Here is a 23453-nt window from a genome sequence, read left to right on the forward strand (position 1 = left end):
AAACTCAACGGCGTCGATCCGCAAGCCTACCTCGTCGACGTCATCACCCGTATCGTTGCCGGCCATCCCCAGAGCCAGATCGACAACCTGCTGCCATGGGCCTATGCGCCTCAGCCGCTCAAGGCCGTGGCCTGAGAACACCGCTTACCCTGGACCTTATCCCAAGCTAGCTCGAAGTCTTGAGCATCGGCAATTTCCATGACGACCCCGTTAGGTCTCACGACGATCGAAGAATTCCAATCTTACCTGAAATCCCGCGTCTTGACCCTAATCTCATCGATATGCCCGTAAGGATCGACGAGATTCCTCCCCTTTGGCATTGCACGCCGATCTGCCGTCGGCGATCCACGATGGAATTCGTCGCCGCGTCCGTGGGGAAGCGGCAAGCTGGCATCGCGTGATCCAACGCTGGCCAACTCGGCCGAGAGATCATGCAGCTGATGGGCGACGATATGGATAGGCACGCACACGTCTCGCCTCGCTATTGCACCACATTCAACTGGCGATGCCCGCAGTCTGTGAACGGGACGCACGGGAATTCTACCGGAAACGTTCTGGGCCTCAGAGAGGTCGACAAGCCCGAAGAACAGCGCTCACGTGGCGGAATGTGGTTTGAGAGCGGAAGCATCCAGCCTCATCTCGGCGAGGAGACGCCGTTTGTCCTGCAAAGCAAGCCCGGACGTTCAGAACGTGCAATGGGTCCGCTTCAATCCCGCGGCCTCGAATTTGGCTCTGTATGGATCTGCCGGGCATCAAACGACCCTATGTCGACGATCCGTTCGGGAATCGGATCGAAGTCCTCGAACTGGTGAAGCTCAACGACCTCTCGCGCCGAAAAGGCAGCCGGGAATCCCTCATTTTCCTCAATCTGAGCGCATATCGCCTCGGAAGACGGCCTCGATGTTGTTCCCATCGGGGTCATGGACGAAAGCGGCATAGTACCCTGGAGGATATCCGCCCGAGCGGATGCCTGGTACTCCGTTGTCGGTGCCTCCGGCGGCCACGGCCGCGCGATGGAAGGCGTCCACCTGCTCGCAGCTGCTCGCCCGGAATGCCGTATGCTGTCGCACCCCGCTCGGATGGAACGTATCGATCCAGAACACCGGGTAGTCGATGCCGAACGCGACACCAGCGAGATCCACGTCGTTTCGATCCGCGGGCTTCATGGTGCGCGAGATGCAGGAGACGACATGCGCTCCGAGAGGCTTCAGGGCCATCTCGTAGAAGTGCGCGGAGCGGGCGATGTCCGATACGCCGATGCCCGTGTGATCGACCAGCCAGTTGGACGCCTTGGTCATGGTTGGATTCCTTCTATGCCGTGCTCGCGCAACTCCCGCGTCCGGCGCGTCGCCGTCAGTTCAGGAAAGGCCACAACTCGCTCACGCACATAATCGAGTAGCGCGTGATCTTATTCGGCCGGCCAACCTGGCGCGGCCCATAGGCCGGCAGCTCCAGGCCCCGCTCGATATTTTTGCGGATCGCCTTGCGATAACGCCCCGTGCGACGCGTGATCGCCGTCGCGGACGGCCTTTGGCGGTGAAGATCCGGGATCATCATCCGTTCTCCAACCTAAGCCGGACCACCGCCGCCGCCCCCTTGGCGGGCATCATCGGCGACGGGTGGAACGCCTGAAGCAGCGGGTGGACCCGGCTGCTTCAGGCAAGGACGCTAGGCAGGGAATTTTCGGCGCCAACCGTCAGGGAGAACTCAACGCCTACTGACAAACACGCCCGGCTCACGGTCAAAAACGCAGTCCGACCCGGCGCGCTGAGGAACTCAGATAACCGCTGCTTGCAGCACCCAGTCCAACCCGGATCGACCTCACTTACCATAATTCTCATCAGAAAACGGCGATGAGGTGGGGGTCTGGATTTTGATGAAGCCGACCCCGCCGTGCGAATGGCAGCTATTGCAGGCCATTGTCAGCGCGGAATAAGCGCGCACGAATTTGCCGCTATCCTTGGCAGCGGCGGCCTGGCGCAGGGCGGTCACATGCTCAGCTGCAGCGTTGACCTCGTCGACCGGAATATTGACGTACAGAACTGCGGCTCGTCTCAGACTCTCGCTAATGCGATCAAGTTGATAGTTAACTAGATCCCAGTTCTTGGAGTTGCCCGCATACCAGAGCTTGATATGACGCAACTGAGTTACGCTCATGATGTCGCCCAGACTGACCAGATTCGAGATTTCTTGCTCTCCTTTCGGTGGCAGTGCAGCGAAAGGAACATCGTCACTCAATGCCATCGCCGTTGAGACGAGAATGAGTGCTGCGCTCAAGGCAGTTGCCCTCATGGGTCCCTCCGTCGGCAAGCTGATCGGACCCGCGTGTAAGCGAACCGTCAGGGCTCCCATTCGAAGTCACGATCAAATCACGAGAACCAGCCAAGGTGTTTGATCCAGCGCAAAATAACATTCGCGGTTCGGCGAGCCGCAACCCTGCCCCATGCTCAAAAGGGTCAGAACCTTCGCCTTCAGCGCCTGGGTCTACCGCCAACGGAACGCCGTCTGCGCCTACGACCTATGCGGCCTGGGCTGTGACAAGTGAGCGGAAGACGCAGCTGCCGATCGTGCCGCGACAATGCCGCAATATCGGAAAGCAGGTGCATCACGATCTAAAATCGCTAAACTGCGCAAATTGCGTCGCGGGCTAATGGCGACGGACTATGCCTACCGTGAGAGCCTATGATCTCCTGCCGACGCCGCGCCCTGCGCGAGACGACATCCTTCACCGCCCAATCCGTGCCCGCAACCGGCGTCATCGCCGCGGGGCTGTTGCATAAATGATGCCTTCGAGGAGCCGTGCCGTCGCCGCCAATACGCTATCGCGTTTGCGGGGTGCGCTGGTGGACAAAACGATGGTGAGCGGTCTGGCACTCGCCGTCGCTGCCACGGCTGTGATGGCCCCCGGCAAGGCGCATGCGGCGGACTGGCTGGGCGCCACCGGGGATTTCAACCTCGGTTCGAACTGGGCTGGCGGAGCGGTGCCGACAACGGCGACCTTCACGAACGGCCCCACGGCGGAGCGAAATGTCACCGCGTCCGGCGGTTCGCTCACGCTGCTCGAATACAACAACAACGCGCTCGCCTACACGTTGTCGACTGCCCCCAGCTCGGCTCTGGCTATCACCAACATCACCAATAATTCGACCTTCGAGCAGACACTGTTTGCTGGAGCGGCGGGCGGGTTCATTATCTCTGGCACGGTTACCGGCCCGATGGCGCTTATTGCGGGACCAGCCTCCGGCGTGATGCAATTCGGTGCCGGGAGTTCGGCGGCGGGCTCGCGATTTATCGGCCAGGGCGGATTACTGAATTTAATTATGGGCGCCGGTGATACGCTGTCGATCGGTTCGATCGAAGGCACCGGCATCATAAGAGCCCTTGGGGCGGCACAAACTCTGTCGGTTGGCGGACTGAATTCAAGCACCACTTATGCTGGTACAATTCAGGATATGGTCGCCCTCACCAAGGTCGGTACCGGCGGCCTGACCCTGTCCGGAGCGAACATCTATTCGGGTTTGACGACGGTTTCGGCCGGCACCCTCACGGTCTCCAACGCCAGTGGCCTCGGTGCGGTTTCCAGCGGCACGACGGTCGACTCGGGTGCGACGCTCGCCTTGACGGGTGGTATCAACGTCGGCGCCGAAGCTCTGACGCTTTCTGGGACTGGCGTGTCAGGGGGCGGCGCTCTCACCAGTTTGAATTCCGGCGTGAACACCTTCCAGGGCGCGATCACTCTGGCGGCAGCCAGTAGTATCAATGTTAATAACACGAGCTCGCTGTATCTTTCGGGCGGCATCACTGGATCCAACACGGATCTGACGCTTGGCGGCTCCAGCAACAACGGCGGCACCATCAGTGGGGTGATTGCCACGGGCTCCGGCTCAATCACGAAGTCCGGCAGCCAATGGACCCTGGCAGGCGCCAATACCTATTCCGGCCTCACCATCGTAAATTCGGGCCCCCTGTTTGTGACAAACAGTCTCGGTCTCGGCTCGACAGCGAACGGAACGGTGGTGGCATCGGGCGCGTCCCTTATACTCGGCGGCAGCGTCAACATTGTCGGGGAGGCGCTCACGCTCTCGGGCAGCGGCACAGGTGGTTTCGGCGCCCTGCAAGCGGGCGGCGGGACGAGCACCTATGGCGGAGACATCACTCTCGCCGCGGACAGCCAGATCAACGCCGGCCTTTTGACCTTTCCAAGTACCTTGACCGTCACCGGCGGCATTACCGGCTCTGGCCAAAATCTGACCCTAGCCGGCCCCGGGACAGGGACCGTATCCGGGGTGATCGCCACGGGGACAGGCGGGCTGACGAAGATAAACACAGGCACCTGGACGCTCACGGGCGCCAACACCTATACCGGCGCAACCACCATCAACGGCGGCACGCTGATCGTGAACGGCTCGCTGGCTTCGTCCAGCGTGAGCGTCGGCAGCGGCACGACGCTTGCCGGTTCGGGTTTGATCGCGGGAGCGGTGACGGTCGCCTCCGGCGGAACGCTGTCGGCCGGTAACAGCCCGGGCACGCTCACGGTAGGATCGCTGGCGATCAATGCCGGCTCGAACACCGTGTTCGAACTCGGCACCCCTGGAGTCGCGGGCGGCGCGACCAACGACCACATCATCATCAACGGCAGCGGGGCGACCGGAAACCTGACGCTCGGCGGCACGCTCACGGCCAATGTCGCTTCGGCCGGCTATTATCGCCTGTTCGACGTCACCGGCGGCGGCACGATCAGCGGCAGCTTCTCGTCGCTTGCACTGTCCGCGCCCAGCGTCGCAGGCGCGACCGGGACGGTCTACAGCATGCCTGCCGGCCTGCCGCCGCAAGTCAATCTTGCCGTGCTCGGGGCCGGCCAGATCCTGCAGTTCTGGGACGGCGCTGACCAGACCGGGAACGGTGCCGTCGATGGCGGCACGGGCACCTGGAATGGCGGCAACACCAACTGGGCGGTGGCGCCGGGCGAGGCGGGCTTCAATGCCCCGTGGCTGAGCTCTGTCGGCGTGTTCCAGGGCATAGCCGGCACGGTGACGGTGTCCGGCACGCAAAACTTCGACACGCTGCAGTTCACCAGCGACGGCTTTGTGCTGACCGGAGGCGCTCTCGGCCTCGGCGTCGCCGGGGGCGGCATTATCAACACGGCAGGCGGCGTCGCCGCTTCAATCGGCTCGGCCATCATCGATGGCGTCGGGACCAGCCTGACCAAGGTCGGCGCCGGCACGCTGGCGCTGTCCGGCGCCAATAGCTATTCCGGCGGCACGCTGCTCAACGCAGGCACCCTCGCCGTCGGATCGGCGAGCGCGCTCGGCACAGGCACGCTGCAGATGGCGAGTGGGACGACGCTTCGTGCCAACGCCCCTGCTCTCACGCTGGCCAACGCCGTGGCGTTGTCGAGCGGCACCGCCTTCATCGATACCGGTTCGTTGGATTTTGGCCTGGCCGGCGTCATCAGCGGCGGGGGCACGCTCTCCAAGACGGGCGCCGGGGTCCTGACGCTGTCGGGGATCAACACCTACTCAGGCGCCACCTGGATCCAGCAAGGCACGCTACGGATGGGCGGGTTGGGCGTCCTGCCGAACCAGACGGCGGTTCAGATTTCGGCCGGGGCGGTCTTCGATCTCAACGGCATCGCCCAGACGGTCGGCTCGCTGTCCGGCACGGGCGACGTGCTCCTGGGCGGCACGACGCTGAATGCCGGAGGTAACAACAGCAGCACGACCTTCTCCGGCACGATCTCGGGCGCGGGCTCGCTGCTCAAGACCGGTACCGGCACGCTGACGCTGAACGGAACGAACACCTACACGAGCGTGACCCAGGTGTTTGGTGGCAGCCTCGTCGTCGACGGCTCGGTCGCGACGCCGGTGATCGTACATGCGGGTGCGACGCTGGCTGGCTCCGGCTCGGTCGGCGCGACCACGATCGGCGGCACGCTTTCGCCGGGCAATTCACCGGGGACGCTGACCGTCAACGGCAGCCTCGTGATGGGCGTCGCATCGACCTATATCGCCGAGGTGCAAGGCACTGTCGCGGACCGGGTCAACGTCACCGGCACGGCCTCGCTGGCGGGTACGCTGCGGATCGTGCCGCTCGGCGGCGCCTACAGCTTCTCCGGCCCCTACACGCTGCTGTCGGCAGCGGGCGGGCTCGGAGGCACGCGCTTCGGCCCAGTCGACACGACCGGCTCCTTCGGCGACGGTGTCACCACTGCGGTGAGCTACACCGTCAACGACGTGCTGCTAACGTTGACACCGAAGCCGCTGGCGCCAATCGTGACACCGACGCTCGGCGTCACAGCGCCGCGCAACGCCGCCTCGGTCGCTTCGGCCATCGACAGTGCGGTGGCCAATCGCGTCGACCCGTCTGCCCTATTCGGGATCTACAACCTGCCGGCGGCGGCGATCCCAGCGGCTGTGAACTCGCTCTCGGGCGAGGTCCATACGACTGCGCCCGCGATGGCGCATGTCGCTTCAGACCAATTCCTGCGCACGATGCTGGACGGCTCGGGTAGCGGGCGGCTCTCAGGAGCGCCCGGCGGCCCTGCCGGCGTGGCCGGCTTCACAGCCGACCTGCCATCGAGGCAGGATGGGTCGGGACGCCCGACCTTCGATCCGGCGCGCTTCGCACTCTGGGGCGCGACTTTCGGCTCGACCGGACGAACCGACGGCGACCGCGTCGTGGGTTCGGCCAACCGAAACCTCTCCGATGCGCATGTCGCGTTCGGCGCCGACATCCGGTTGGGCTCCAGCACCGTCATCGGCGCTGCAGTCGCGGGTGGCCAGGCGCGAGACTCGCTCTCGGGCGGGCTCGGCAAGGCGGAGGCCGATGTCTTCCAGGCTGGTCTCTATGGCCGCACCACGCTTGGCTCGGTCAACCTCGCCGGCGCGCTCGGCTATGCCCGGCTCGACACCGACACCAGCCGCGCCATCCCGGCGCTGGGCCGCACCGGCGTGGCCGCCTCCTATGCGACGCAGGCCTGGTCCGGTCGAATCGAGGCGAGCCTACCAGTGGCAGGCTGGGGTGGCCTGACGCTCTCCCCGCTCGCCGCCTTCCAGGCGGTGCGGGCGAACAGCCCGGCTGCGGTCGAGCGCGACGCGATGGGCGCGACCGTCGGCATGCTGACGCTGCCGCGGCGCACCGGCATCACCAGCCGCAGCGAGCTCGGCCTGCAGCTCGACGCCAACCTGATCGCGGGCGCATCGCCCGTCACCGGCTTCGTCCGCGCCGCATGGGCGCATTACTACCAGCGCGACGTCGACCTCACCGCCGCGCTCAACGGCCTGCCCGGCGCGAGCTTCGCTGTGAGCGGTGCCAGGCCCGACCGCAATGCGGCGCTGCTCGCGGCAGGAGCCGATATCAAGCTTAGCCAAACCGTCAGCCTCGGCATGCGCGTCGACTCGGAGCTGTCCGGGAACACGCAACGTGTCGGCGGCACTGCGCAGCTCAGGGTGAATTTCTAAGAAACCCGCGACGGCGCCAGCGCCGATCGAGCGGCCGAGACGCGGCCGCGCGATGTTTTCCAGATGATCGCTTTGCCGCGCACGCCTTCCAGCACGATGCGGATTTTCTCTTCGGCTGAAAACTGCCGCCGCGTCGCTCGGCGGATGTCCTTCACGACCTGTTCTGCCGGTGCTTTCGACCAGTCCCAACCAGCGGCTCATCGCCAGTCTTGACGTCGCGCGCCGGCAGATGGAACTGGAGGGACACGGACTCGTGATGAACGCGATCTCGATCGCGCTTAAGATAAGGGCGGCGGTGAATAGCCACCCGCTGATCTCGAAATACTTCAAGGTTCTCGGCGCGGACGAGATGATTCCCGCGGAGTTCCGCAAGTCCGGCTTCGTCGACTTCCTGAAGCCCGGCACGAACTGGGGCGATATCGTCAAGGCGATGCGGGAGGACGAGTTCTACCTCGACCCAACTCGCATGACCATGGTCTGCGGCACCGCCGGCTTCGACGGCACGCAGTTCAAGGGCATCCTCGCCCAACCGGTTCAACATCCAGCTCAACAAGACCTCGCGCAACTCGATCCTGCTTCAGTCGAACATCAACAACACGCGAAGCGACATCGCCCACCTCATCCGGGTACTCGTCGCCATCTCGCGCGAGATCGAGGATGGGTTGCGCGATGGCGGCGAAGGCAGCCGCGCGGTCTTCGCGGCGCGCGTGAAATCGTTGATGGACGACGTGCCCGAACTCCCCAATTTCAGCCACTTCCACGACTCGTTCCGCAAGGATGCGGGCAAGAAAACGCGAGAAGGAGAGATGCGCACCGCGTTCTACGGCGCTTACGTCGAGGCCGAGTGCGAATACCTGCCCTTGGCCAGCCCAGAGGTGGACAAGCGGCTGAAGAATGGCCCCGAGTTCATCTCGGCCAACTTCGTCATCCCCTACCCTCCCGGCTTTCCGATCATGGTACCCGGGCAGGTTCTGACCGCCGAGACGGTCAACTTCATGCGTAAGCTCGATGTGAAGGAGATCCACGGCTACGAGGCGGCGAAGGGGCGCAAACTGCTGCGCCCCGACGTCCTCGCCGCCAAGTCGAAGTAACCCGAGCACCCACGATGCCAGCCATCCGGGGCTCGCGCATGCGAGCCCGCAATAGGCGCAGAAGGACCTTCGATCATGTCGAGCTTCTTCCAGTTCTTCGGTGCCAATGCGTTCATCCTGCTATTCCTCACCGTGGGCCTTGCGGTCTGGCTGGGGCGCCAGAGTGTCGGCGGCTACGGCCTAGGCATGGTCGCGGCCGCCATCATCGTCGGTTGCGCCAGATCCGTGTGGGGGTCGGCCTACGGGGTGAAGCTCGCGCTCGATAATTTCACCAAGTCGATGTTCTACTACCTGTTCATGTACGGCGTAGGGCTGCGCGTCGGCCCGGGACGCGTTTCTTGGCACGGTCGCCGCCATCGACGCGGATATGAAGCGCCTCGTTCGCGCCTCCGACACCTGCCGTCGGTTGATGACCATCCCCGGCGTGGGCCAGCTCACCGCGCTGGCCTTCACCGCCGCCATCGATGATCCGTCGCGCTTCCGGCGCTCGCGCGACCTTGGTGCCTATCTCGGTCTTGTTCCCCGTCGCTATCAGTCCGGCGAGATCGACTATGTCGGCAGCATCTCCAAGGTGGGCGACCAACGCAAGCGAACCCTGCTCTATGAAGCGGCCAACGTCATGCTCACCCGCTATAAGGGCAAACTGAAGCTGAAAGACTGGGCGCTCGCCATTGCCAGGCGCTCGACAATGCGTAAGGCGCGGATCGCGCTCGCCCGCCGTCTCGCGATCATCACGCACGCCATGCTTCGGCATGCCACCGAGTTCCGGCCCGCCTGACAATCAGAGCCAGGCAGAGGCAGACGAGACAGGAGGCCGCAACGAGCTCCCGAGCCGGAGCGACGCCCAAGGGAGGGAGCAGATGATGGCGCCGATTCCGTAGCATGCTGCCGACCAGGTCGGCCGACTGCGCTTTCAACCAAGCCACCTTGCACCCAGCTGACCCCATCAAGTGCCAATGAGCACGCAGAGAACGCAGGCACCCAACGGCATCAACCGCTCAGGACCAAACTGCCAGACCTTGACCCGTTAAAGAACACAATCGGTCGCAAGCTGACCTTTGCTCGATCCCTAGTACCGTGGGGGTCGCGCCATCCGGGGGACATGCGCGATGCCGTCTTCCGGCTGCTACGCCTTGGTCCTGGCGATCTGGCGCGAAATGGCAAGAACTCTCCGCTGGCGAGCTGTAGCCGAGAGGTGGCAGTCTGCCCCTCCGCGCTTTTCAGTGTGCGAGAGTGGCGAAGAACCGTAGCGTATCAAGGCTCGTTCAACCACGGAAAGAGAGTGTTCGATGCAAAAGCGATCGACCCGGAGTTCGCACATGCCAACGAAGCGCGATTTTCTGCGATCTGCCGCGTTGGCGACGATTGCGGCTACTGCCGCAAGTTCAAGCCAAGCCTGGGCTGAGTGGTCAGAGCGCCCGGGATTCTTCAAGGCCAAGGACATTGCCGAGGCCGGCTTCATTTATGGCCTACCGATGGTGATGGCCTATGGCGTCATGAATGAGTATGCGGTCGACAAGTCGTCGGGCCAGTACAAGGCGCCGTTCAATACGCTATACAACGACGCGCGCGTCTTCACATACGAAGACACCGCCGTCGTCACCCCCAACAGCGACACGCCGTACTCATTCGCATGGCTGGATCTGCGGGCCGAGCCTTTCGTCTTCTCGGTGCCGGCGATCGATCCCAAGCGCTACTACTCCCTGCAATTGATCGACCTTAACACCTACAATTTTGGTTATGTCGGCTCGCGCGCCACCGGCAGCGATGCTGGCAGCTACATGGTCGTTGGCCCGCGATGGACCGGCGTGACACCGGCCGGCATTAAGAAAGTGTTCCGGTCGACTACCGATTTCTGCCTGTCACTTCTCCGGACGCAGTTGTTCGACGCGGCCGATATCGAGGCCGTCAAGAAGGTTCAGGCCGGCTACAAGGCGCAAACGCTGTCCAGCTATCTGAACCAGCCCACACCCGCGCCCGCGCCCGCGCTTTCGTTCCCCAAATTCGAGAAGGACCTGGTCCGCACCGAGTTCTTCGAATACCTGGATTTCGTGCTTCAATTCGCCCCGGCGCTGCCGGAGGATCGCTGGATCCGCGAGCAACTGGCGCGGATCGGCGTCGGGCCGGGCAAGAGCTTTGATTTCCGTAGCCTGTCGCTGGAGGATAAGGCCGAGATCCTGCTCGGCATGAAGGAAGGCGAGCGTAAGATCACCGCGGCCGTTGCAACCCTCGGCAACGAGATCAACGGCTGGCGCATCAGCTCGGCGTTCGGCGATGCCGCATTCTATCATGGCGATTGGCTCTTGCGCGCGGCAGCCGCGAAGGCCGGCATCTTTGGCAACGATGCCGTGGAGGCCATGTACCCTCTGACCAAGATGGACGCCGATGGCAGGGAACTCGATTGCTCGAAATCGAACTACACACTGACCTTCCCGGCCGGGCAATTGCCGCCGATCAACGCCTTCTGGTCGGTGACGATGTATGACGGCAAGTCGCAGCTTTTGGTGAAGAATCCGATCAACCGCTACCTGATCAACTCGCCAATGCTGCCAAACATGAAGCTTGGCGCTGACGGCTCGCTGACGCTCTACGTCCAGAACAAGTCGCCCGGAGCCGACAAGGAGGCCAACTGGCTGCCGGCGCCGGATGGTCCGATCTATGTGGTCATGCGCCTGTACTGGCCGAAGACCACACCACCATCGATTCTGCCGCCGGGCGAGGGGATGTGGAAGCCTCCGGGCTTCAAGCGCGTGTCCTAGTGCCCAATTTCATGTCGGCAAGATGTCCCCCGATGCCAGCGCGAAAGGGAAGCATCCGGCCGATACGGACGCGCCAGCGGTCACGCGGAGGTCCAATGACGGCCTCTCTTCTTTGAGAACGTCACCTATTGGCCCTGCGCGATCGGCTTCGACGCGGATCGCACGAAGGCGACGGGCGGCACGCCCGAGGCTGTCGCGTGTCTCCAATTTGCGGGTAAGACTCCCGCGCCGGTTGAGCGCAGGCGCAGGGTGGGCGGGGACGATGTGTAATCTCTTGTCTGATTGCGGTTGCTGGCGCAAACCGTTCTGCCAAGCGCGTTGAACCGCCCTCCTCCGCTCAGGTCGAAATGCGCCGATTGTGTTGAAAAAGTCCGGCTAGCGCCAAATTCGTTTGAGAACGGCGCTAGACGGAGAGGAATTTTCTTCACGAGTCAGGAAAATGCCCTTCGCGTCCGAACCATTGCGTCAGCGTAGAGATGAAATTTCTACCTTCGGCCGGGTAAACCGGCGCGAAGTATTGCAGCCGACTTTTTCAACATAATCCACCCGCTCCAGACATCGAATTACGGCCTCGAAGCGGACGTTTGGCGCATCATCGGCCGGCCGCGCGAGTTCGGTTTTAGAGCTTCGGGTCCAAAGCGTCCCGCAGCCCGTCGCCTATGAAGTTGAACGAAGTTACCGCGAGCGTTATGGCGGCGCCGGGGATGATCGCGAGCCAGGGCGCGCTGGTGAGGTAGCTCTGGGCGCTTTCGAGCATGTTGCCCCAGCTCGGCGTTGGCGGCTGGATGCCGAAGCCGAGGAAAGAGATATAGCTCTCGGCGAGGATGGCATGTGCCACGTTGAGTGTCGCCGCGACGACGATGGGCGCCACAGCATTCGGCAATAACTCGCGCAGCATGATGCGTCGGCTGCTGGCGCCGAAGGAGATGGCTGCCTGGGCGAATTCGCGGGTTTTGAGGGAGCGGATCTGGGCCTCGACCACCCGCGCGACCTCCATCCAGGACGTCATCGCGATCAGAAGCACGATCGACGGCACCGAAGGCGAGACCAGCGCTGAAATGGCCAGCAGCAGGAAGATCGACGGAAAGCAGAGCATCGCGTCCACGAAGCGCATGAGCGCGGCGCCGAGAGCCCCCTCGTAGAAGCCTGCGACCATCCCGACGGCGATGCCGATGCCCATGGCGATCAGCATGGCGGAGAAGCCGACTGCAAGCGAGATACGGCCCGCCATCAGAAGACGGGCGAGGATATCGCGGCCGAGCGGATCGGTCCCGAGAATGTGCGGGCCGGAGAAGGGCGCGGCAAAGCGGGAGCGAATATCGATGAAAGTATCCGTATAAGGCAGCAGCATCGGCCCGAATACACAGGCGAGTGTCAGCAGCACGATGCTGCAGCTGCCGAAGACCGCAAGCTTGTGGCGGCGAAATCGCCGGAACCCTGGGCTGTTCCAGAACCCTGGAGCCGGTCCGATCGAAACCCCGCTCATGAATGGCGCATCGCTCATCAGCGACTCCCGAAAATGCGGGGGTCGGCTACCCCGTAGAGCAGGTCGGCGATCAAGGAACCCAGCAGGACGAGGACGGCCGAGAACATCAGGATGCCCATCACGACGGGATAGTCGCGATAGCTGATTGAATCGAGGAACAGGCGGCCCATCCCTGGCCAGGTGAAGACGGTTTCCGTCACGAGGGCGCCCGAGAGCAGCGTGGGAACGTGCAGGCCGGTGATGGTGATCATCGGCAAGAGCGCGTTGCGGAGCGCATGCCGAAGCAGGATCTGGCGCTCGGGGACGCCTTTCGCACGAGCCGTGCGGATGTAGTCCTGGTTGACGACGTCCAGCATCGAGGAGCGCATGTACCGGCTCCAGACCGCGGTCGAAACCAGGGCCAGCACGATGCAGGGCCCGATCAAGTGATGTAGCTGGTTGAGCAGGGAGCCGTCACCGACCGTGTAGCGGTTGCCGGCCGGCAGCCAGCCGAGCCCGACGGAAAAGACGTAGATCACGACGAGGCCGAACCAGAAGGTCGGGATCGAAAGAGCCACCATCGCACCGACGGTCGCCAGCGCATCGAAAAGCGAATAGCGCTTGATGGCTCCGAGGATGCCGACCCAGGCGCCGATCGCCATGGCGATCAGCGTGGAGGTCAGCATCAGTTCGAGCGTGGCGCCCAGATGCGACGCGATGACATGAATCACCGGCTGCTGATCGCGGTAGGAGCGGCCCCAATCGCCGCTCAGCATGCGCCAGAGCCACTCGACATACTGGATCGGCAGCGGGCGGTTCAGGCCGAGCTGTTCCGCTATCCGGTCCAGATCGGCCTGGGTCATGTCGCCGCCCGCAGCGAACTGCGAAAGCGGGCCGCCTGGTGCCAGATGCAGGATCGCGAAACCGATCATCGAGACGATGAGCAGCAGCAACAGCGACTGGCCCAGTCGGCGGATAAGGAACCCGATCAAGACATCGCTCTCCCGATCTTCTTCATGAAGTCACGTCGGACCGGCTTACTTCGCCCAGTACCAGCTGCCCATGTTCCAGGCATTCTGGCGCTGGTTGATGTTGGGGCGGTATCCGACGAGCCCTTCCTTGACGCCTTCGATCGGGGCGTACTGGAAAATCGGAAGGATCGGCAGCTCCTCGCGGACAATCTCCTGCAGCTTGAAATAGATCGCCTTGCGCTTTTCCCGGTCGAAGATTTCCTGGCCCTGTTTCATCAGGGCGTCTGCCTCCGAGTTTTCCCACTGCATGTAGTTGCCCCCGCTGCCGCCCTTCACCGGGATCGCATCGGAGGCGAAGCGTGAGGCCGGATCGGGATCGACGCCCGTGCGGAAAGTGGTCCCGACCAGCAGGGACTCGAATTTCGAGCGAACGTAGAACTCGCCCCAGATAACGGCCGCCGGCATATTGTTGATCGTCATCTTCGCGCCGATCTGCTGCCAGTCCTGTTGCAGCAGCTGCTGGCACTGCTCGCGCAGCTGGTTGCCGGTCGTGGTCGAGACCGCGAATTCTAGCGGAGTGCCGTTCTTGATGCGGACGCCTGAACTCGAGCGCTTCCAGCCGGCATCGTCGAGCAGCTTGTTGGCCCGATCCAAGTCACGCTTCTGAGCCGGCAGGTTGGGATTGAACGCCCAGGATTCCCGCGGCGCGAAGGACTCGGTCGGTTTCGGAACGCCGTAATAGATCGCGTCGATGATGGCCTGCTTATCCATCGCCGCGTAGAGCGCGTGACGCACCGCTTTGTCGGCGAAGGCCTTGTTGCCGAGGTTCGGCATGATGATCTCGAGGTTGCCGCTCGGCGCAACCGCAACCTTTCGACCCGGCAGCTTGATCGCTTCCTGATAGAAATTGGCGGGAATGCCCGAGATGATGACGAGGTCGACTTGCCCAGTGCGGAATTGGGCGTACAGCGCCGTCATGTCCGGCACGTATTTGAGGACGGCCTTTTCGAGATAGGGGCCGTCGCCGTGATAGTTCTCATTCGCGACGAGCGTGATGTTGTCGCCCGGCTGACGTGTACCCCAGCGGAAAGGGCCTGTTCCAACGGGAGCGTTGTTGAACGGCGCCGTGTTCGGGTCCCCCGCCCTACCAAGAATATGCTTCGGCACGATGTGCGTGTTGGCCAGCATCGCCAGATAGGGCGCATAGGCCTTCTCCATCCGCCAGCTGATCTCGTGCGGTCCCTTGACTACGATGTCTTTGACGAAGGCGTGGCCGACTCGTGTGCGTGCCTTGAAGCCGGCAGTGTTGATCAGTTCCAGCGAGTACTTGACGTCTTCCGCCGTAAACGGCGTGCCATCATGCCATTTGACGTCGTTGCGCAGCTTCACTGTCCAGGAGAGGCCGCCCTCCGCGATGCCGCCATTGGCTTCGCTGGGGACCTCGACCGCGAGGTCGGGCTTCAGGCTGCCATCGGGCTCCGCGACCCACAGCGAGTTGAAGACGCTCGTCCAGACGACCTCGTCGACTTCAACGCCAGGCATCAGCGGATTGAACGCGACCGGCTCTTGAGAAAGACCAACGACGACCACGCCTTTTGGCTTGGCGGGAGGCGGCGGATTGGGCTTGCCTGCAGACTGAGCATGAGCGCCGAAGCTTGTGGCGGCGGCCAGAGCCCCCGCACCGAGCCCGAATAGATCACGGCGATTGAGGTCGAACGGCCATCCGGCGCGGTTACTCGTCATGTTTGTATCTCCCCTTCCCAAGCGCCCCGCGGCCGCTTTCGGCCATTGATCAAACATCAGAATATTGAAACTATTAGCGAGAGTTGCCGCACGCTTGGTTCACTTTGGCCGAAAATTTTCATCATAACCGGCTGCCGTCAAGCTGAATTTGGGCTCGAACGTCGTTCGATCGGGCGTAAAAACCTTTTAACTATCTGATATTAAATATCTTTCTCCGCCAAACATCATATTTTCAGTATAATGGTTGCATCCGTTCACTCCTCATCATATCGTTCACTGAACTTACACAGCCGCGAGCCCCCATGTCGGACACCACTCAGACTGCCGAAAGCCTCGAACCCGAGACCGAAGAGCAGTTGGAGAATCAAAGGATCGGCCGACGCCTTCGCGCTCTGCGCACCGAGCGCGGCATGACCATTCTTGAGATGGCGGCGAAGGCTGGAGTGTCGGCCGGCAGCATCAGCCAGATCGAGCGCGGCGCGACAAACCCCTCGATCAGCACCCTGCAGAAGCTGCGCGCTGCGCTCGGTGTGACGCTGTGGTCTTTCCTAGAGAGCGAGGCGGAAGCTCCGCGCGAGAACCCATACGTTCGACGCCCTGGCGAGCGACCCAAGATCGTTGTTGGCGGCAGCCATTTCACCAAAGAGCTGCTTTCTCCCCGCGACAACAATCAGCTCCGCTTCATGATCCTCACCGTGCCGCCAGGTGCCCAAAGCATGGATGTGCTTACTGGGCCGGGCGACAAGGCGGGCTACGTGACGTCGGGCAATGTTGATCTGACGGTGGGAGAAGAGGTCTTTCAGCTCGCGGAAGGCGACAGCTTCCAGTTTCCAAGCACGATCCCGCATTACCTCACCAACCGCTCTGACGGTGAGGCTAGGCTGATCTGGATCATCAACATCCGGGAATCGCACCTCTAGGGCGATAGCGTCGGGCCGCGTGAGGCTGCCCATTCTTCTAAACTGTCACGAGGAATCATGATTACGCGTCACGAAGTCACCGGCCGCCTCAGCAAGGTGCTGGTTGCGAACGGGTTCGCTTTCCTGTCCGGCCTGACCGCCAAGGACCGCAGCGGCGGCGTCAAGGAGCAGACCGCAGACATCCTCGCCCAGATCGACAATTACCTGGCGATGGCCGGCACCGACAAAACGCGCATTGTTGTCGGGAACATCTGGCTGAAGGACGTGAGCACCTTCAACGAAATGAACCAGGCCTGGGAAGCCTGGGTCGACCCCAAGCAGCCCCCGGCTCGCGCCACGGTGGAGTCGAAGTTGGCTGCCGACGACATCCTCGTCGAGATCCAGGTTCAGGCGCTGGTCTGAGCCCGATAGCCCTCCGCCCTCCTGCGCGGCGGAGGGCATCGATCTTCCGTTTCGTTTCACCTCGCCAGCCCGGTGCACAGCCATGTCGCAGCCATCCGTTTATCCATCGGTTTGCCCCGGTGATCCTTCCTGGTGGTTCAGCGATGCGCTTCGCGCCGAGGCCGGCGAAAACCCCTCTCCTTCGCTCTCCGGCCAGATCACTGTCGACGTCGCGATCGTCGGCGGAGGATTCACCGGGCTCTGGACAGCTCTAGCTTTGCGCGAGCGCGCGCCTCAGCTCTCGATCGCCCTCGTCGAAGCCTCGCTATGCGGCTCCGGCGCGAGCGGCAAAAATGGCGGCAAGGTCCACGGATATTGGGCCTCGCTCGCTGGTATGGCTGCTAACATTGGTGCGGATGGCGCACTCGCCGTAGCGAGGGCAGGCACACGCGCTCAAGACGCCATTCGGGCTTTCGCGACGGCCCCCGGGCGGGACGTCTGGTGGCGCGAGTCCGGCAATGTCCGCGTTTCGGCAGCACCCGCTCAGGATGCTAAGATCCAGCTTTACGTCGAAACCGCAAAGCGCCTCGGCGTGCCGGACACCGCGCAGGCGCTGACGCCCGAGCAGGTCGCCGACTATTGTCGCTCGCCGGTGTTCCGCGGCGGCCTGTATCTGCCCGAAGGCGCGAATGTGCATCCGGCTCGTTTGGCGCGGGCACTCCGCAAAGCTGCTATTGAGGCGGGCGTCGCTGTTTACGAGAATTCCCCGATGACGGGGCTTGCCGCCGGCTCGCCGAACCAGATCTCAACGCCGGCCGGCGAAATCATCGCCCGTGAGGTCGTCCTCGCCACGAACATCGAATTGGCGAAACGTCCCGAAGTCAGCCCGCATGTCAGCGTGTTTTCGTCTTATGCGCTGATGACGGCCCCCGCACCCGACAAGCTGGCTGCGATGGGCTGGATCCGCGACCAGGGCCTCGCGGACCTGCGCATGTTCGTCCACTATTTCCGCAAGACAGTGGACGGCCGCATCCTCATGGGGTCTGGTTCCGGCCCAATCAGCTTTGGGGGAAACACAAAAAACCCGGCATTGACCACCGACCGCGCCTCGGCGGCGAGGGCCGAGAAAGGGCTGCGCAGGCTCCTGCCTGGTTTGGCTGATGTCCCCGTTGAAAAGATTTGGGGCGGCGGCATCGACGTTTCATCCGACCGGCTCCCCTTCTTCCGCACTGTAGCCGGGACACGCGTCCATTACGGAGCCGGCTACTCAGGCCACGGCGTCAACCCGACCTATATGGGAGGACAGTGCCTGGCATCGCTCGTTCTGGGCGTGAAGGATGAATGGTCGACGTTGCCGCTTTGCACACGCGATGTACCGAAGTTGCCACCGGAACCCTTCCGCGCGGTCGGCGGCAGGCTAGTGCGATGGGGCATTATTGGATGCGAGGAGGCGGAGGAGAAAAGCGAGCGTGCCGGTCTCTTCATGCGGGGCGCAGCGGGGATCCCAAAGGCCTTTGGCTTGAGAATCGGAACGCGCTGACTGACATCCGCTTATGTTCGCAGGGTGGTACGAAACAAGGGTTGGAGCTGGCGGTTAGCTCCCGCCAGCATCTGAGCGCGAGTTCGCGCCTGCCAGTCCGAGTCACATCGTGACGCGCAGGCCGGAGGGTAGATATCCCAGTCTATTTCCGGCTAGCGCGAAGACAGCGACGCGCCAGAAGCCGACCTTGACTGACCACCCGCAAGCCGACATCCGCAGGCCAGATGCCGCGATCACAACTTCATCCTCAAGGCCGCCCATGGTGCGCGCCCCGTAGTTCCCGTCGCGCTGGAGCCGCGGCAGAACGCGAACCCGACTTCCTCCCCGAAGACATGATTGAACCTCATCAATGTCGTGCCGGGGTTGGCCGGTCGTGATATCTAGGGTTGCGGTAGCAGTCGGTTGTCGGTCTCTCGGGAGAGTACCATGGACGACACTCCCCACGCCGCTTCGCCCCTTGCGCCGCCGGCGGCACCGCGGGAGCTTCCCCCGCATGTCACCCTGATCCAGATGGCGACGGCCGCTTGGGTTTCGCGCCTGGTCTACGCAGCGGCGAAGCTCGACCTGGCCGACCACTTGGCCACCGGCCCTCGCAGTGCCGAGGACCTGGCCGGCCCGCTGGGGCTCCATGCGCCCTCGCTCCATCGCTTCCTGCGCTGCCTCGCCAGCCTTGGCATGTTCGCAGAGCAGGTCGGCCAGCGCTTTGCCCTGACGGAGCTGGGGGAGGCGCTGAAGACGGGCGCGCCCGGTTCGGCGCGGGCCGCCATCCTCACCGTCGGCAGCCCCTGGTTCGCGGGGGCCTTCGACGAAATCGTCTATTCGCTGCAGACCGGCAGGACGGCGTTCGAGAAGGCGCAGGGCGCGCCGGTCTTCGACTATCTCGGCCGGCATCCGGACGAGGCCTCGCTGTTCAGCGAGACGATGATCGGCTTCCACGGCCGGGAGCCGCCTGCTGTCGCGGAGGCCTACGACTTTTCGGCCTTCCGCACCGTCGTCGACGTAGGAGGCGCCACCGGCAACCTGCTTGCGGCGATCCTGGCGCGGCACGATGGGCCGCGCGGCATCCTGTTCGACCGGCCCCATGTGGTGGCCGACGCGCCGGCCTTGCTGGCGGAACGGCGCGTGCAAGCGCGCGTGGCGATCGAGGCAGGCGACTTCTTCGAGATGGTTCCCGCCGGCGGCGACGCTTATGTGCTGTCCCACGTCATCCACGACTGGAGCGAGAAGCATTGCCTCACCATCCTCGGCCATGTCCGCAAGGCCATGCAGCCCGACGGGCGGCTGCTGCTCGTGGAGATGGTGCTGCCCGCCGGCGACACGCCCCATCCCGGCAAGGTGCTCGACATGGTGATGCTGGTGCTGCCCGGCGGCCAGGAGCGAACCGAGGAGGAATACCGCCAGCTCCTCGCCAAGGCCGGCTTCCGCCTGACGCGGGCGATCCCCACCAGTTCCGATGTGAGCGTCCTCGAAGCGATGCAGGAGGCGTAATCAGGGATGTGATTGATTAGTGTGCGCCTGAAGCTGCTGATTCTGGATAATATCGGCTGCGCGATTGCGGGCGCACGGCTGAAACCGATTCGGCTGCTTCTCGAGCATTTGCCGGAGATCAGCGGTCGAGGCGGCGCAAACGTTCCTGGCGACGACATATCGCTTCCGGCCTCCCATGCCGGCTATGCGAATTCATACGCAGCCTGTCTTCTGAGCTTCGACGACTCTCATGTTCACTTGGGACATCTCGGCACAGCAATTATCCCCGGTGCCTTGGCCGTCGCGCAAGAACTCGGGCTATCCGGGCGCGAGGTCGTAACGGCCTTAACAGCCGGTTATGAAATGGCATTGCGGTTGGGAGAAGCTATCCGTCCGACGCCGGCCAAGGCCGCGCAGGTGCAATCGCGCCAGCCAGCGCTCGGCAGATTGCGGAACTGGTCGGCACCCTCCAGCTGGGCGGTTACGTCGTCGCGAGCCAGCTCCCGGAAGACCGTCGAGCTTTGCGGCTGAGCCCTTCGATGGCGCTGCTTCAGGAAATCGGCCGCTCACCCTTGGCTTTTCTTGAAGCCTCCGAGCACTTGGATCCGGCTGCGTCGCCAATGGCTGCGACGTTTCGCTTGGACGCTGGCGGGATGGGCGATTGGCTGGAGGCATCCTACGAGATGTTTCTGCAGGAGGACCTCTACTTCGCTCCCTTTTCCAGCGTCGTCGAGTTCACGGGGTACGATTGCGGCTACCCTGTGCTGTCGGCCGTTCTTGCTGCGCACTATGCCGCGCTCGCCGGCGTCGCTGCGCCGGCGCCTCTCTCCTATGGCGGGCTGGCCGAGCGATTTCGAGTCTCACGACAGCACGTCGGCAATATCCTCGCGAGCGCGGAACGACGCGGCTATTTCAGCGTCGACCGTGGAGGTCGCGGCGTCACGATTTCGGCTGACTTTCTATCAGAGTTCGAGACTTGGGTGGCACGCCAGATGGAACATTCCCGCCTACTCGCCGAGCGCGTCTTCAGCACGCTCCGCTGAATCGTTCGCTCGGCTGCCGCGTCCCACTCGTCACGCCAACATGCGGACATTCGGCTCGCGAGCCCATTGCCGCGTGCGCGCCCGCGGCAGGAGCGCTTTGGCGCCCTTGTCGAGCGCGACGATGCCGTCATCCGGCTCCACTCCGGCCTTGTCGAGAAGCGGCTTAGCCTCGCCACTGTATCCGATCGCCTTGAGATGCCCGTAGGCGTCCTTGGCGAAATCGATCGCCGCACTTTCGTTCATCAATGCGGCGCAGCCGGCCTCGGAGAGAATGATGGCGACGGCGTCGAAGAGCACGGACGGCGAGCCAGCGAGCTGACCATCGGCCTTGAGCATTTTCCCGTCCTTAAGTTTCACGCCGCCGATCTTCGGCGCGACGAACTTGACGGCTCCGCCATCGCCTTCGACGGCGGCCTTGACGGCGGCGATCAGGGATCCGTCCGCCCCATCCGAGACCAATATGCCGACAGCCCGGCCCTTCAGTGTCTCGGGGTACTTGCCGACGATCCGGAGCGCCGGCGACGGCTCCATGTCGACCGGCGCTACCGTCGGCTTGGAAGCCTTCGGCAAGGGCATGGCGAGCCCGTCCGCCACGCGCTGCGCCAAGCTCTCGTCGACATTGATGAGGTTCGACATCACGCGGTTGCGGACATGCTCCAGCGTGACTTTCGACAGCTCGAAAACGAGAGCGCTGGCGAGATGAGCCTGCTCGATCTCGCTCTGCGAGCGAAAAAACAATCGTGCGTGGCTGTAATGATCCGCGAAGCTCTCCGCGCGCAGTCGCACTTTGTGCTCTTCCAGCGGAATTGCAGCCGTCCGGAACCCACCGACCGGATCCTCACGCGGACCGCCAGCCTCGCCTGCCTCGCTGAGGCTGTTGGGCTCGTAATTCGCCCGGCCGGTAAAGACCTGAGTCTGCATATGTCCGTCACGTTGGAGATTCTGGAAGGGGCAGCCCTTGGCCCGATTGATTGGGATCTGGTGGAAGTTCACGGTCCCGAGCCGGGAGAGCTGCGTGTCCTGATAGGAGAACAGGCGCCCCTGAAGAAGCGGGTCCTCCGAGACGTCGATCCCGGGCGGCATGTTGGTCGGCATGAACGCCGCCTGCTCGGTCTCGGCGAAGAAATTGTCCGGGTTGCGGTTCAATACCATGCGGCCGATCATGCGGATCGGAACCAACTCCTCGGGGATCACCTTGGTCGCGTCGAGAATGTCGAAGGGCAGCGCGTCAGCTTCGTCCTGGCTGAGGAGTTGCACGCCGAATTCCCATTCCGGGAAATCGCCCTTGGCGATAGCTTCATGCAGATCGCGGCGATGGTAGTCGGGATCGACGCCGGCGATCTTCACCGCCTCGTCCCAGCAGGTCGACTGCGTGCCGAGCTTGGGGCGCCAGTGGAACTTGACGAAGGTCGGCTCGTCCTTGTCGTTGAGCAGGCGGAAGGTGTTGACGCCGAAGCCCTCAATCATCCGCAGCGAGCGCGGGATAGCGCGGTCGGACATCGCCCACATGATCATATGGGTCGACTCTGGCATCAGGCCGACGAAGTCCCAGAAGGTGTCGTGCGCGCTGGCTGCCTGCGGATAGCCGCGATCGGCCTCCATCTTCACGGCATGGATCAGGTCGGGAAACTTGATCGCGTCCTGGATAAAGAAGACGGGAATGTTGTTGCCGACGAGGTCCCAATTACCTTCTTTGGTGTAGAATTTCACCGCGAAGCCGCGCACGTCGCGGGGCGTGTCGACGGAGCCAGCGCCACCGGCGACAGTCGAGAAGCGCGTGAAGACCTCAGTCCTGACCCCGATCTCGGTCAGCACCTTCGCGCGGGTGAATTCGCCGAGGGACTCCGTCAGTTCAAAAAAGCCGTGGGCGGCCGAACCGCGCGCATGGACAATGCGCTCCGGAATTCTCTCGTGATCGAAATGCTGGATCTTCTCGCGCAGAACGAAGTCTTCGAGCAGCGTCGGTCCGCGATTGCCTGCCCTCAACGAATTCTGGTTGTCGCTAACGGGGACACCGTGATTGGTGGTGATCCGCGTGTCGGGCGCAGAGGCTGTCTGGTGCAGTTCGCCGCCATTGCCGATCGTGGCATTGGAATTGGAGGTGTCGTGGCGGGGAGAGCGGGCCATGGATCTTTCTCCTTGATGTGCTGACGCGTCAGCCGCCGATCCGCGTGCCGCCGATGTCGCGATCGTGTCGAGCGGCTCGAGGCGCAGCTGGATCGGTTCGGTGACGAGGGAGTGTCGATATCTCCGCACTCGCGGAGTGCTCACAGAACGAAGTGGAACGGTTCTGAGTTCCAGCGTCCGCTGGTAGGGGCCTTACTGTTCGACTGATGCCTGGCTTCGTCGAGAATGCCTCAGCGGCGGCTTCGATGCCGAAGTCGAACCATCCTCGAACTGGCGCAAGGTAGTTCTCTCCGACCCAATCGCGTTGCAAGTTCCGGTCGACAAACTGCGGGACATCGAAAGGGTCCGATGCGGAGCTGGGTGATTGTCAGACCCCTGAGGCTGTATCTGGCCAACGAGGCGGCGGGCGGCGGATTTGATGTCGAAGACGTGCTCGCGGAACTGGCCGGTATCGTTTCCCGGAGCCGGATCGCTTGTTGACCTCCT

The 23453-nt window shown here is 63.2% G+C and carries 16 protein-coding genes and 3 pseudogenes; 11 read left to right on the forward strand and 8 right to left on the reverse strand.

All coding sequences use genetic code 11. The annotated features are described in order from the left end of the window. Nucleotides 1-135: transposase domain-containing protein (locus AC1DIN_RS25705; protein WP_476811829.1), on the forward strand; the 135-nt coding region annotated here is incomplete at its 5' end. Nucleotides 136-863: 728 nt separating this feature from the next. On the opposite strand, the gene AC1DIN_RS25710 is transcribed toward AC1DIN_RS25705, so the two are convergent. From AC1DIN_RS25710 to AC1DIN_RS25720, 3 genes and pseudogenes are all read right to left on the reverse strand, one after another. Next, a complete protein-coding gene (locus AC1DIN_RS25710) occupies nt 864-1298 on the reverse strand; it encodes a VOC family protein (protein ID WP_476781061.1) in 435 nt (144 codons plus the stop codon). 8 nt (nt 1299-1306) lie between these two features. Beyond that, a pseudogene (locus AC1DIN_RS25715) lies at nt 1307-1557 on the reverse strand (IS21 family transposase); the annotation flags it as partial. Nucleotides 1558-1821: 264 nt separating this feature from the next. Beyond that, entirely contained in the window at nt 1822-2292 is a 471-nt protein-coding gene (locus AC1DIN_RS25720; RefSeq protein ID WP_441470798.1) for a hypothetical protein, read from the reverse strand. A gap of 563 nt (nt 2293-2855) precedes the next feature. Here AC1DIN_RS25720 and AC1DIN_RS25725 point away from each other — a divergent pair. After that, the gene (locus AC1DIN_RS25725) at nt 2856-7460 is read left to right on the forward strand and encodes a beta strand repeat-containing protein (RefSeq protein WP_476811794.1); all 4605 of its coding nucleotides are present in this window, start codon (nt 2856-2858) and stop codon (nt 7458-7460) included. Here the strand turns inward: AC1DIN_RS25725 and AC1DIN_RS25730 are convergent. Then, complete coding sequence (locus AC1DIN_RS25730; RefSeq protein ID WP_476811831.1) at nt 7457-7615, reverse strand: hypothetical protein; 159 nt, start codon at nt 7613-7615, stop codon at nt 7457-7459. The genes AC1DIN_RS25725 and AC1DIN_RS25730 overlap by 4 nt on opposite strands. Before the next feature lie 20 nt (nt 7616-7635). On the opposite strand from AC1DIN_RS25730, the pseudogene AC1DIN_RS25735 reads away from it, so the two are divergent. From AC1DIN_RS25735 to AC1DIN_RS25745, 3 genes and pseudogenes are all read left to right on the forward strand, one after another. Then, nucleotides 7636-8551: pseudogene (locus AC1DIN_RS25735) on the forward strand (aminotransferase class I/II-fold pyridoxal phosphate-dependent enzyme); the annotation flags it as partial. 310 nt (nt 8552-8861) lie between these two features. Next, a pseudogene (locus tag AC1DIN_RS25740) lies at nt 8862-9329 on the forward strand (transposase); the annotation flags it as partial. A gap of 541 nt (nt 9330-9870) precedes the next feature. Next, on the forward strand, nt 9871-11310 hold the full coding sequence (locus tag AC1DIN_RS25745) for a DUF1254 domain-containing protein (RefSeq protein ID WP_476811795.1): 1440 nt from the start codon (nt 9871-9873) through the stop codon (nt 11308-11310). Between the two features lie 619 nt (nt 11311-11929). Here AC1DIN_RS25745 and AC1DIN_RS25750 read toward each other — a convergent pair. From AC1DIN_RS25750 to AC1DIN_RS25760, 3 genes are read right to left on the reverse strand one after another with little or no spacing between them, the layout of a single operon-like run. Beyond that, nucleotides 11930-12814, reverse strand: a complete 885-nt coding sequence (locus tag AC1DIN_RS25750; protein WP_476811796.1) for an ABC transporter permease — start codon at nt 12812-12814, stop codon at nt 11930-11932. Next, a complete protein-coding gene (locus AC1DIN_RS25755; RefSeq protein ID WP_476811797.1) occupies nt 12814-13767 on the reverse strand; it encodes an ABC transporter permease in 954 nt (317 codons plus the stop codon). The genes AC1DIN_RS25750 and AC1DIN_RS25755 overlap by 1 nt, the downstream gene beginning before the upstream one ends. Before the next feature lie 45 nt (nt 13768-13812). Continuing rightward, a complete protein-coding gene (locus AC1DIN_RS25760) occupies nt 13813-15489 on the reverse strand; it encodes a peptide ABC transporter substrate-binding protein (protein WP_476811798.1) in 1677 nt (558 codons plus the stop codon). A 302-nt stretch (nt 15490-15791) separates the two neighbouring features. Between AC1DIN_RS25760 and AC1DIN_RS25765 the strand changes: the two genes are divergently transcribed. From AC1DIN_RS25765 to AC1DIN_RS25790, 6 genes are all read left to right on the forward strand, one after another. Further along, nucleotides 15792-16409 carry a cupin domain-containing protein gene (locus AC1DIN_RS25765; RefSeq protein WP_441473669.1) on the forward strand — a complete coding sequence of 206 codons (618 nt, stop codon included), beginning with the start codon at nt 15792-15794 and terminating at the stop codon, nt 16407-16409. Nucleotides 16410-16466: 57 nt separating this feature from the next. After that, nucleotides 16467-16811 carry a RidA family protein gene (locus AC1DIN_RS25770; RefSeq protein WP_441473668.1) on the forward strand — a complete coding sequence of 115 codons (345 nt, stop codon included), beginning with the start codon at nt 16467-16469 and terminating at the stop codon, nt 16809-16811. 82 nt (nt 16812-16893) lie between these two features. After that, nucleotides 16894-18330 (forward strand): NAD(P)/FAD-dependent oxidoreductase, encoded by a 1437-nt coding sequence (locus AC1DIN_RS25775; protein ID WP_476811799.1) that lies wholly within the window; start codon nt 16894-16896, stop codon nt 18328-18330. A 426-nt stretch (nt 18331-18756) separates the two neighbouring features. Next, nucleotides 18757-19818, forward strand: coding sequence for a methyltransferase (locus AC1DIN_RS25780; protein WP_476811800.1), 1062 nt, complete (start codon nt 18757-18759; stop codon nt 19816-19818). A 21-nt stretch (nt 19819-19839) separates the two neighbouring features. Then, entirely contained in the window at nt 19840-20328 is a 489-nt protein-coding gene (locus AC1DIN_RS25785; protein WP_476811801.1) for an MmgE/PrpD family protein, read from the forward strand. An 8-nt stretch (nt 20329-20336) separates the two neighbouring features. Then, a complete protein-coding gene (locus AC1DIN_RS25790) occupies nt 20337-20840 on the forward strand; it encodes a hypothetical protein (protein WP_476811802.1) in 504 nt (167 codons plus the stop codon). A 30-nt stretch (nt 20841-20870) separates the two neighbouring features. Here AC1DIN_RS25790 and AC1DIN_RS25795 read toward each other — a convergent pair whose 3' ends face one another. Beyond that, complete coding sequence (locus AC1DIN_RS25795; protein ID WP_476811803.1) at nt 20871-22967, reverse strand: catalase; 2097 nt, start codon at nt 22965-22967, stop codon at nt 20871-20873. Nucleotides 22968-23453 lie beyond the last annotated feature (486 nt).

The organism is Allobosea sp. 05T438, assembly GCF_056396025.1.

Coding starts and splice junctions, on each gene's coding strand:
- AC1DIN_RS25710 (WP_476781061.1), bottom strand. CDS start 1,298: ATGACCAAGGCGTCCAACTGGCTGGTCGATCACACGGGCATCGGCGTA.
- AC1DIN_RS25720 (WP_441470798.1), bottom strand. CDS start 2,292: ATGAGGGCAACTGCCTTGAGCGCAGCACTCATTCTCGTCTCAACGGCG.
- AC1DIN_RS25725 (WP_476811794.1), top strand. CDS start 2,856: ATGGTGAGCGGTCTGGCACTCGCCGTCGCTGCCACGGCTGTGATGGCC.
- AC1DIN_RS25745 (WP_476811795.1), top strand. CDS start 9,871: ATGCCAACGAAGCGCGATTTTCTGCGATCTGCCGCGTTGGCGACGATT.
- AC1DIN_RS25750 (WP_476811796.1), bottom strand. CDS start 12,814: ATGAGCGATGCGCCATTCATGAGCGGGGTTTCGATCGGACCGGCTCCA.
- AC1DIN_RS25760 (WP_476811798.1), bottom strand. CDS start 15,489: ATGACGAGTAACCGCGCCGGATGGCCGTTCGACCTCAATCGCCGTGAT.
- AC1DIN_RS25765 (WP_441473669.1), top strand. CDS start 15,792: ATGTCGGACACCACTCAGACTGCCGAAAGCCTCGAACCCGAGACCGAA.
- AC1DIN_RS25770 (WP_441473668.1), top strand. CDS start 16,467: ATGATTACGCGTCACGAAGTCACCGGCCGCCTCAGCAAGGTGCTGGTT.
- AC1DIN_RS25775 (WP_476811799.1), top strand. CDS start 16,894: ATGTCGCAGCCATCCGTTTATCCATCGGTTTGCCCCGGTGATCCTTCC.
- AC1DIN_RS25780 (WP_476811800.1), top strand. CDS start 18,757: ATGGACGACACTCCCCACGCCGCTTCGCCCCTTGCGCCGCCGGCGGCA.
- AC1DIN_RS25790 (WP_476811802.1), top strand. CDS start 20,337: ATGGCGCTGCTTCAGGAAATCGGCCGCTCACCCTTGGCTTTTCTTGAA.
- AC1DIN_RS25795 (WP_476811803.1), bottom strand. CDS start 22,967: ATGGCCCGCTCTCCCCGCCACGACACCTCCAATTCCAATGCCACGATC.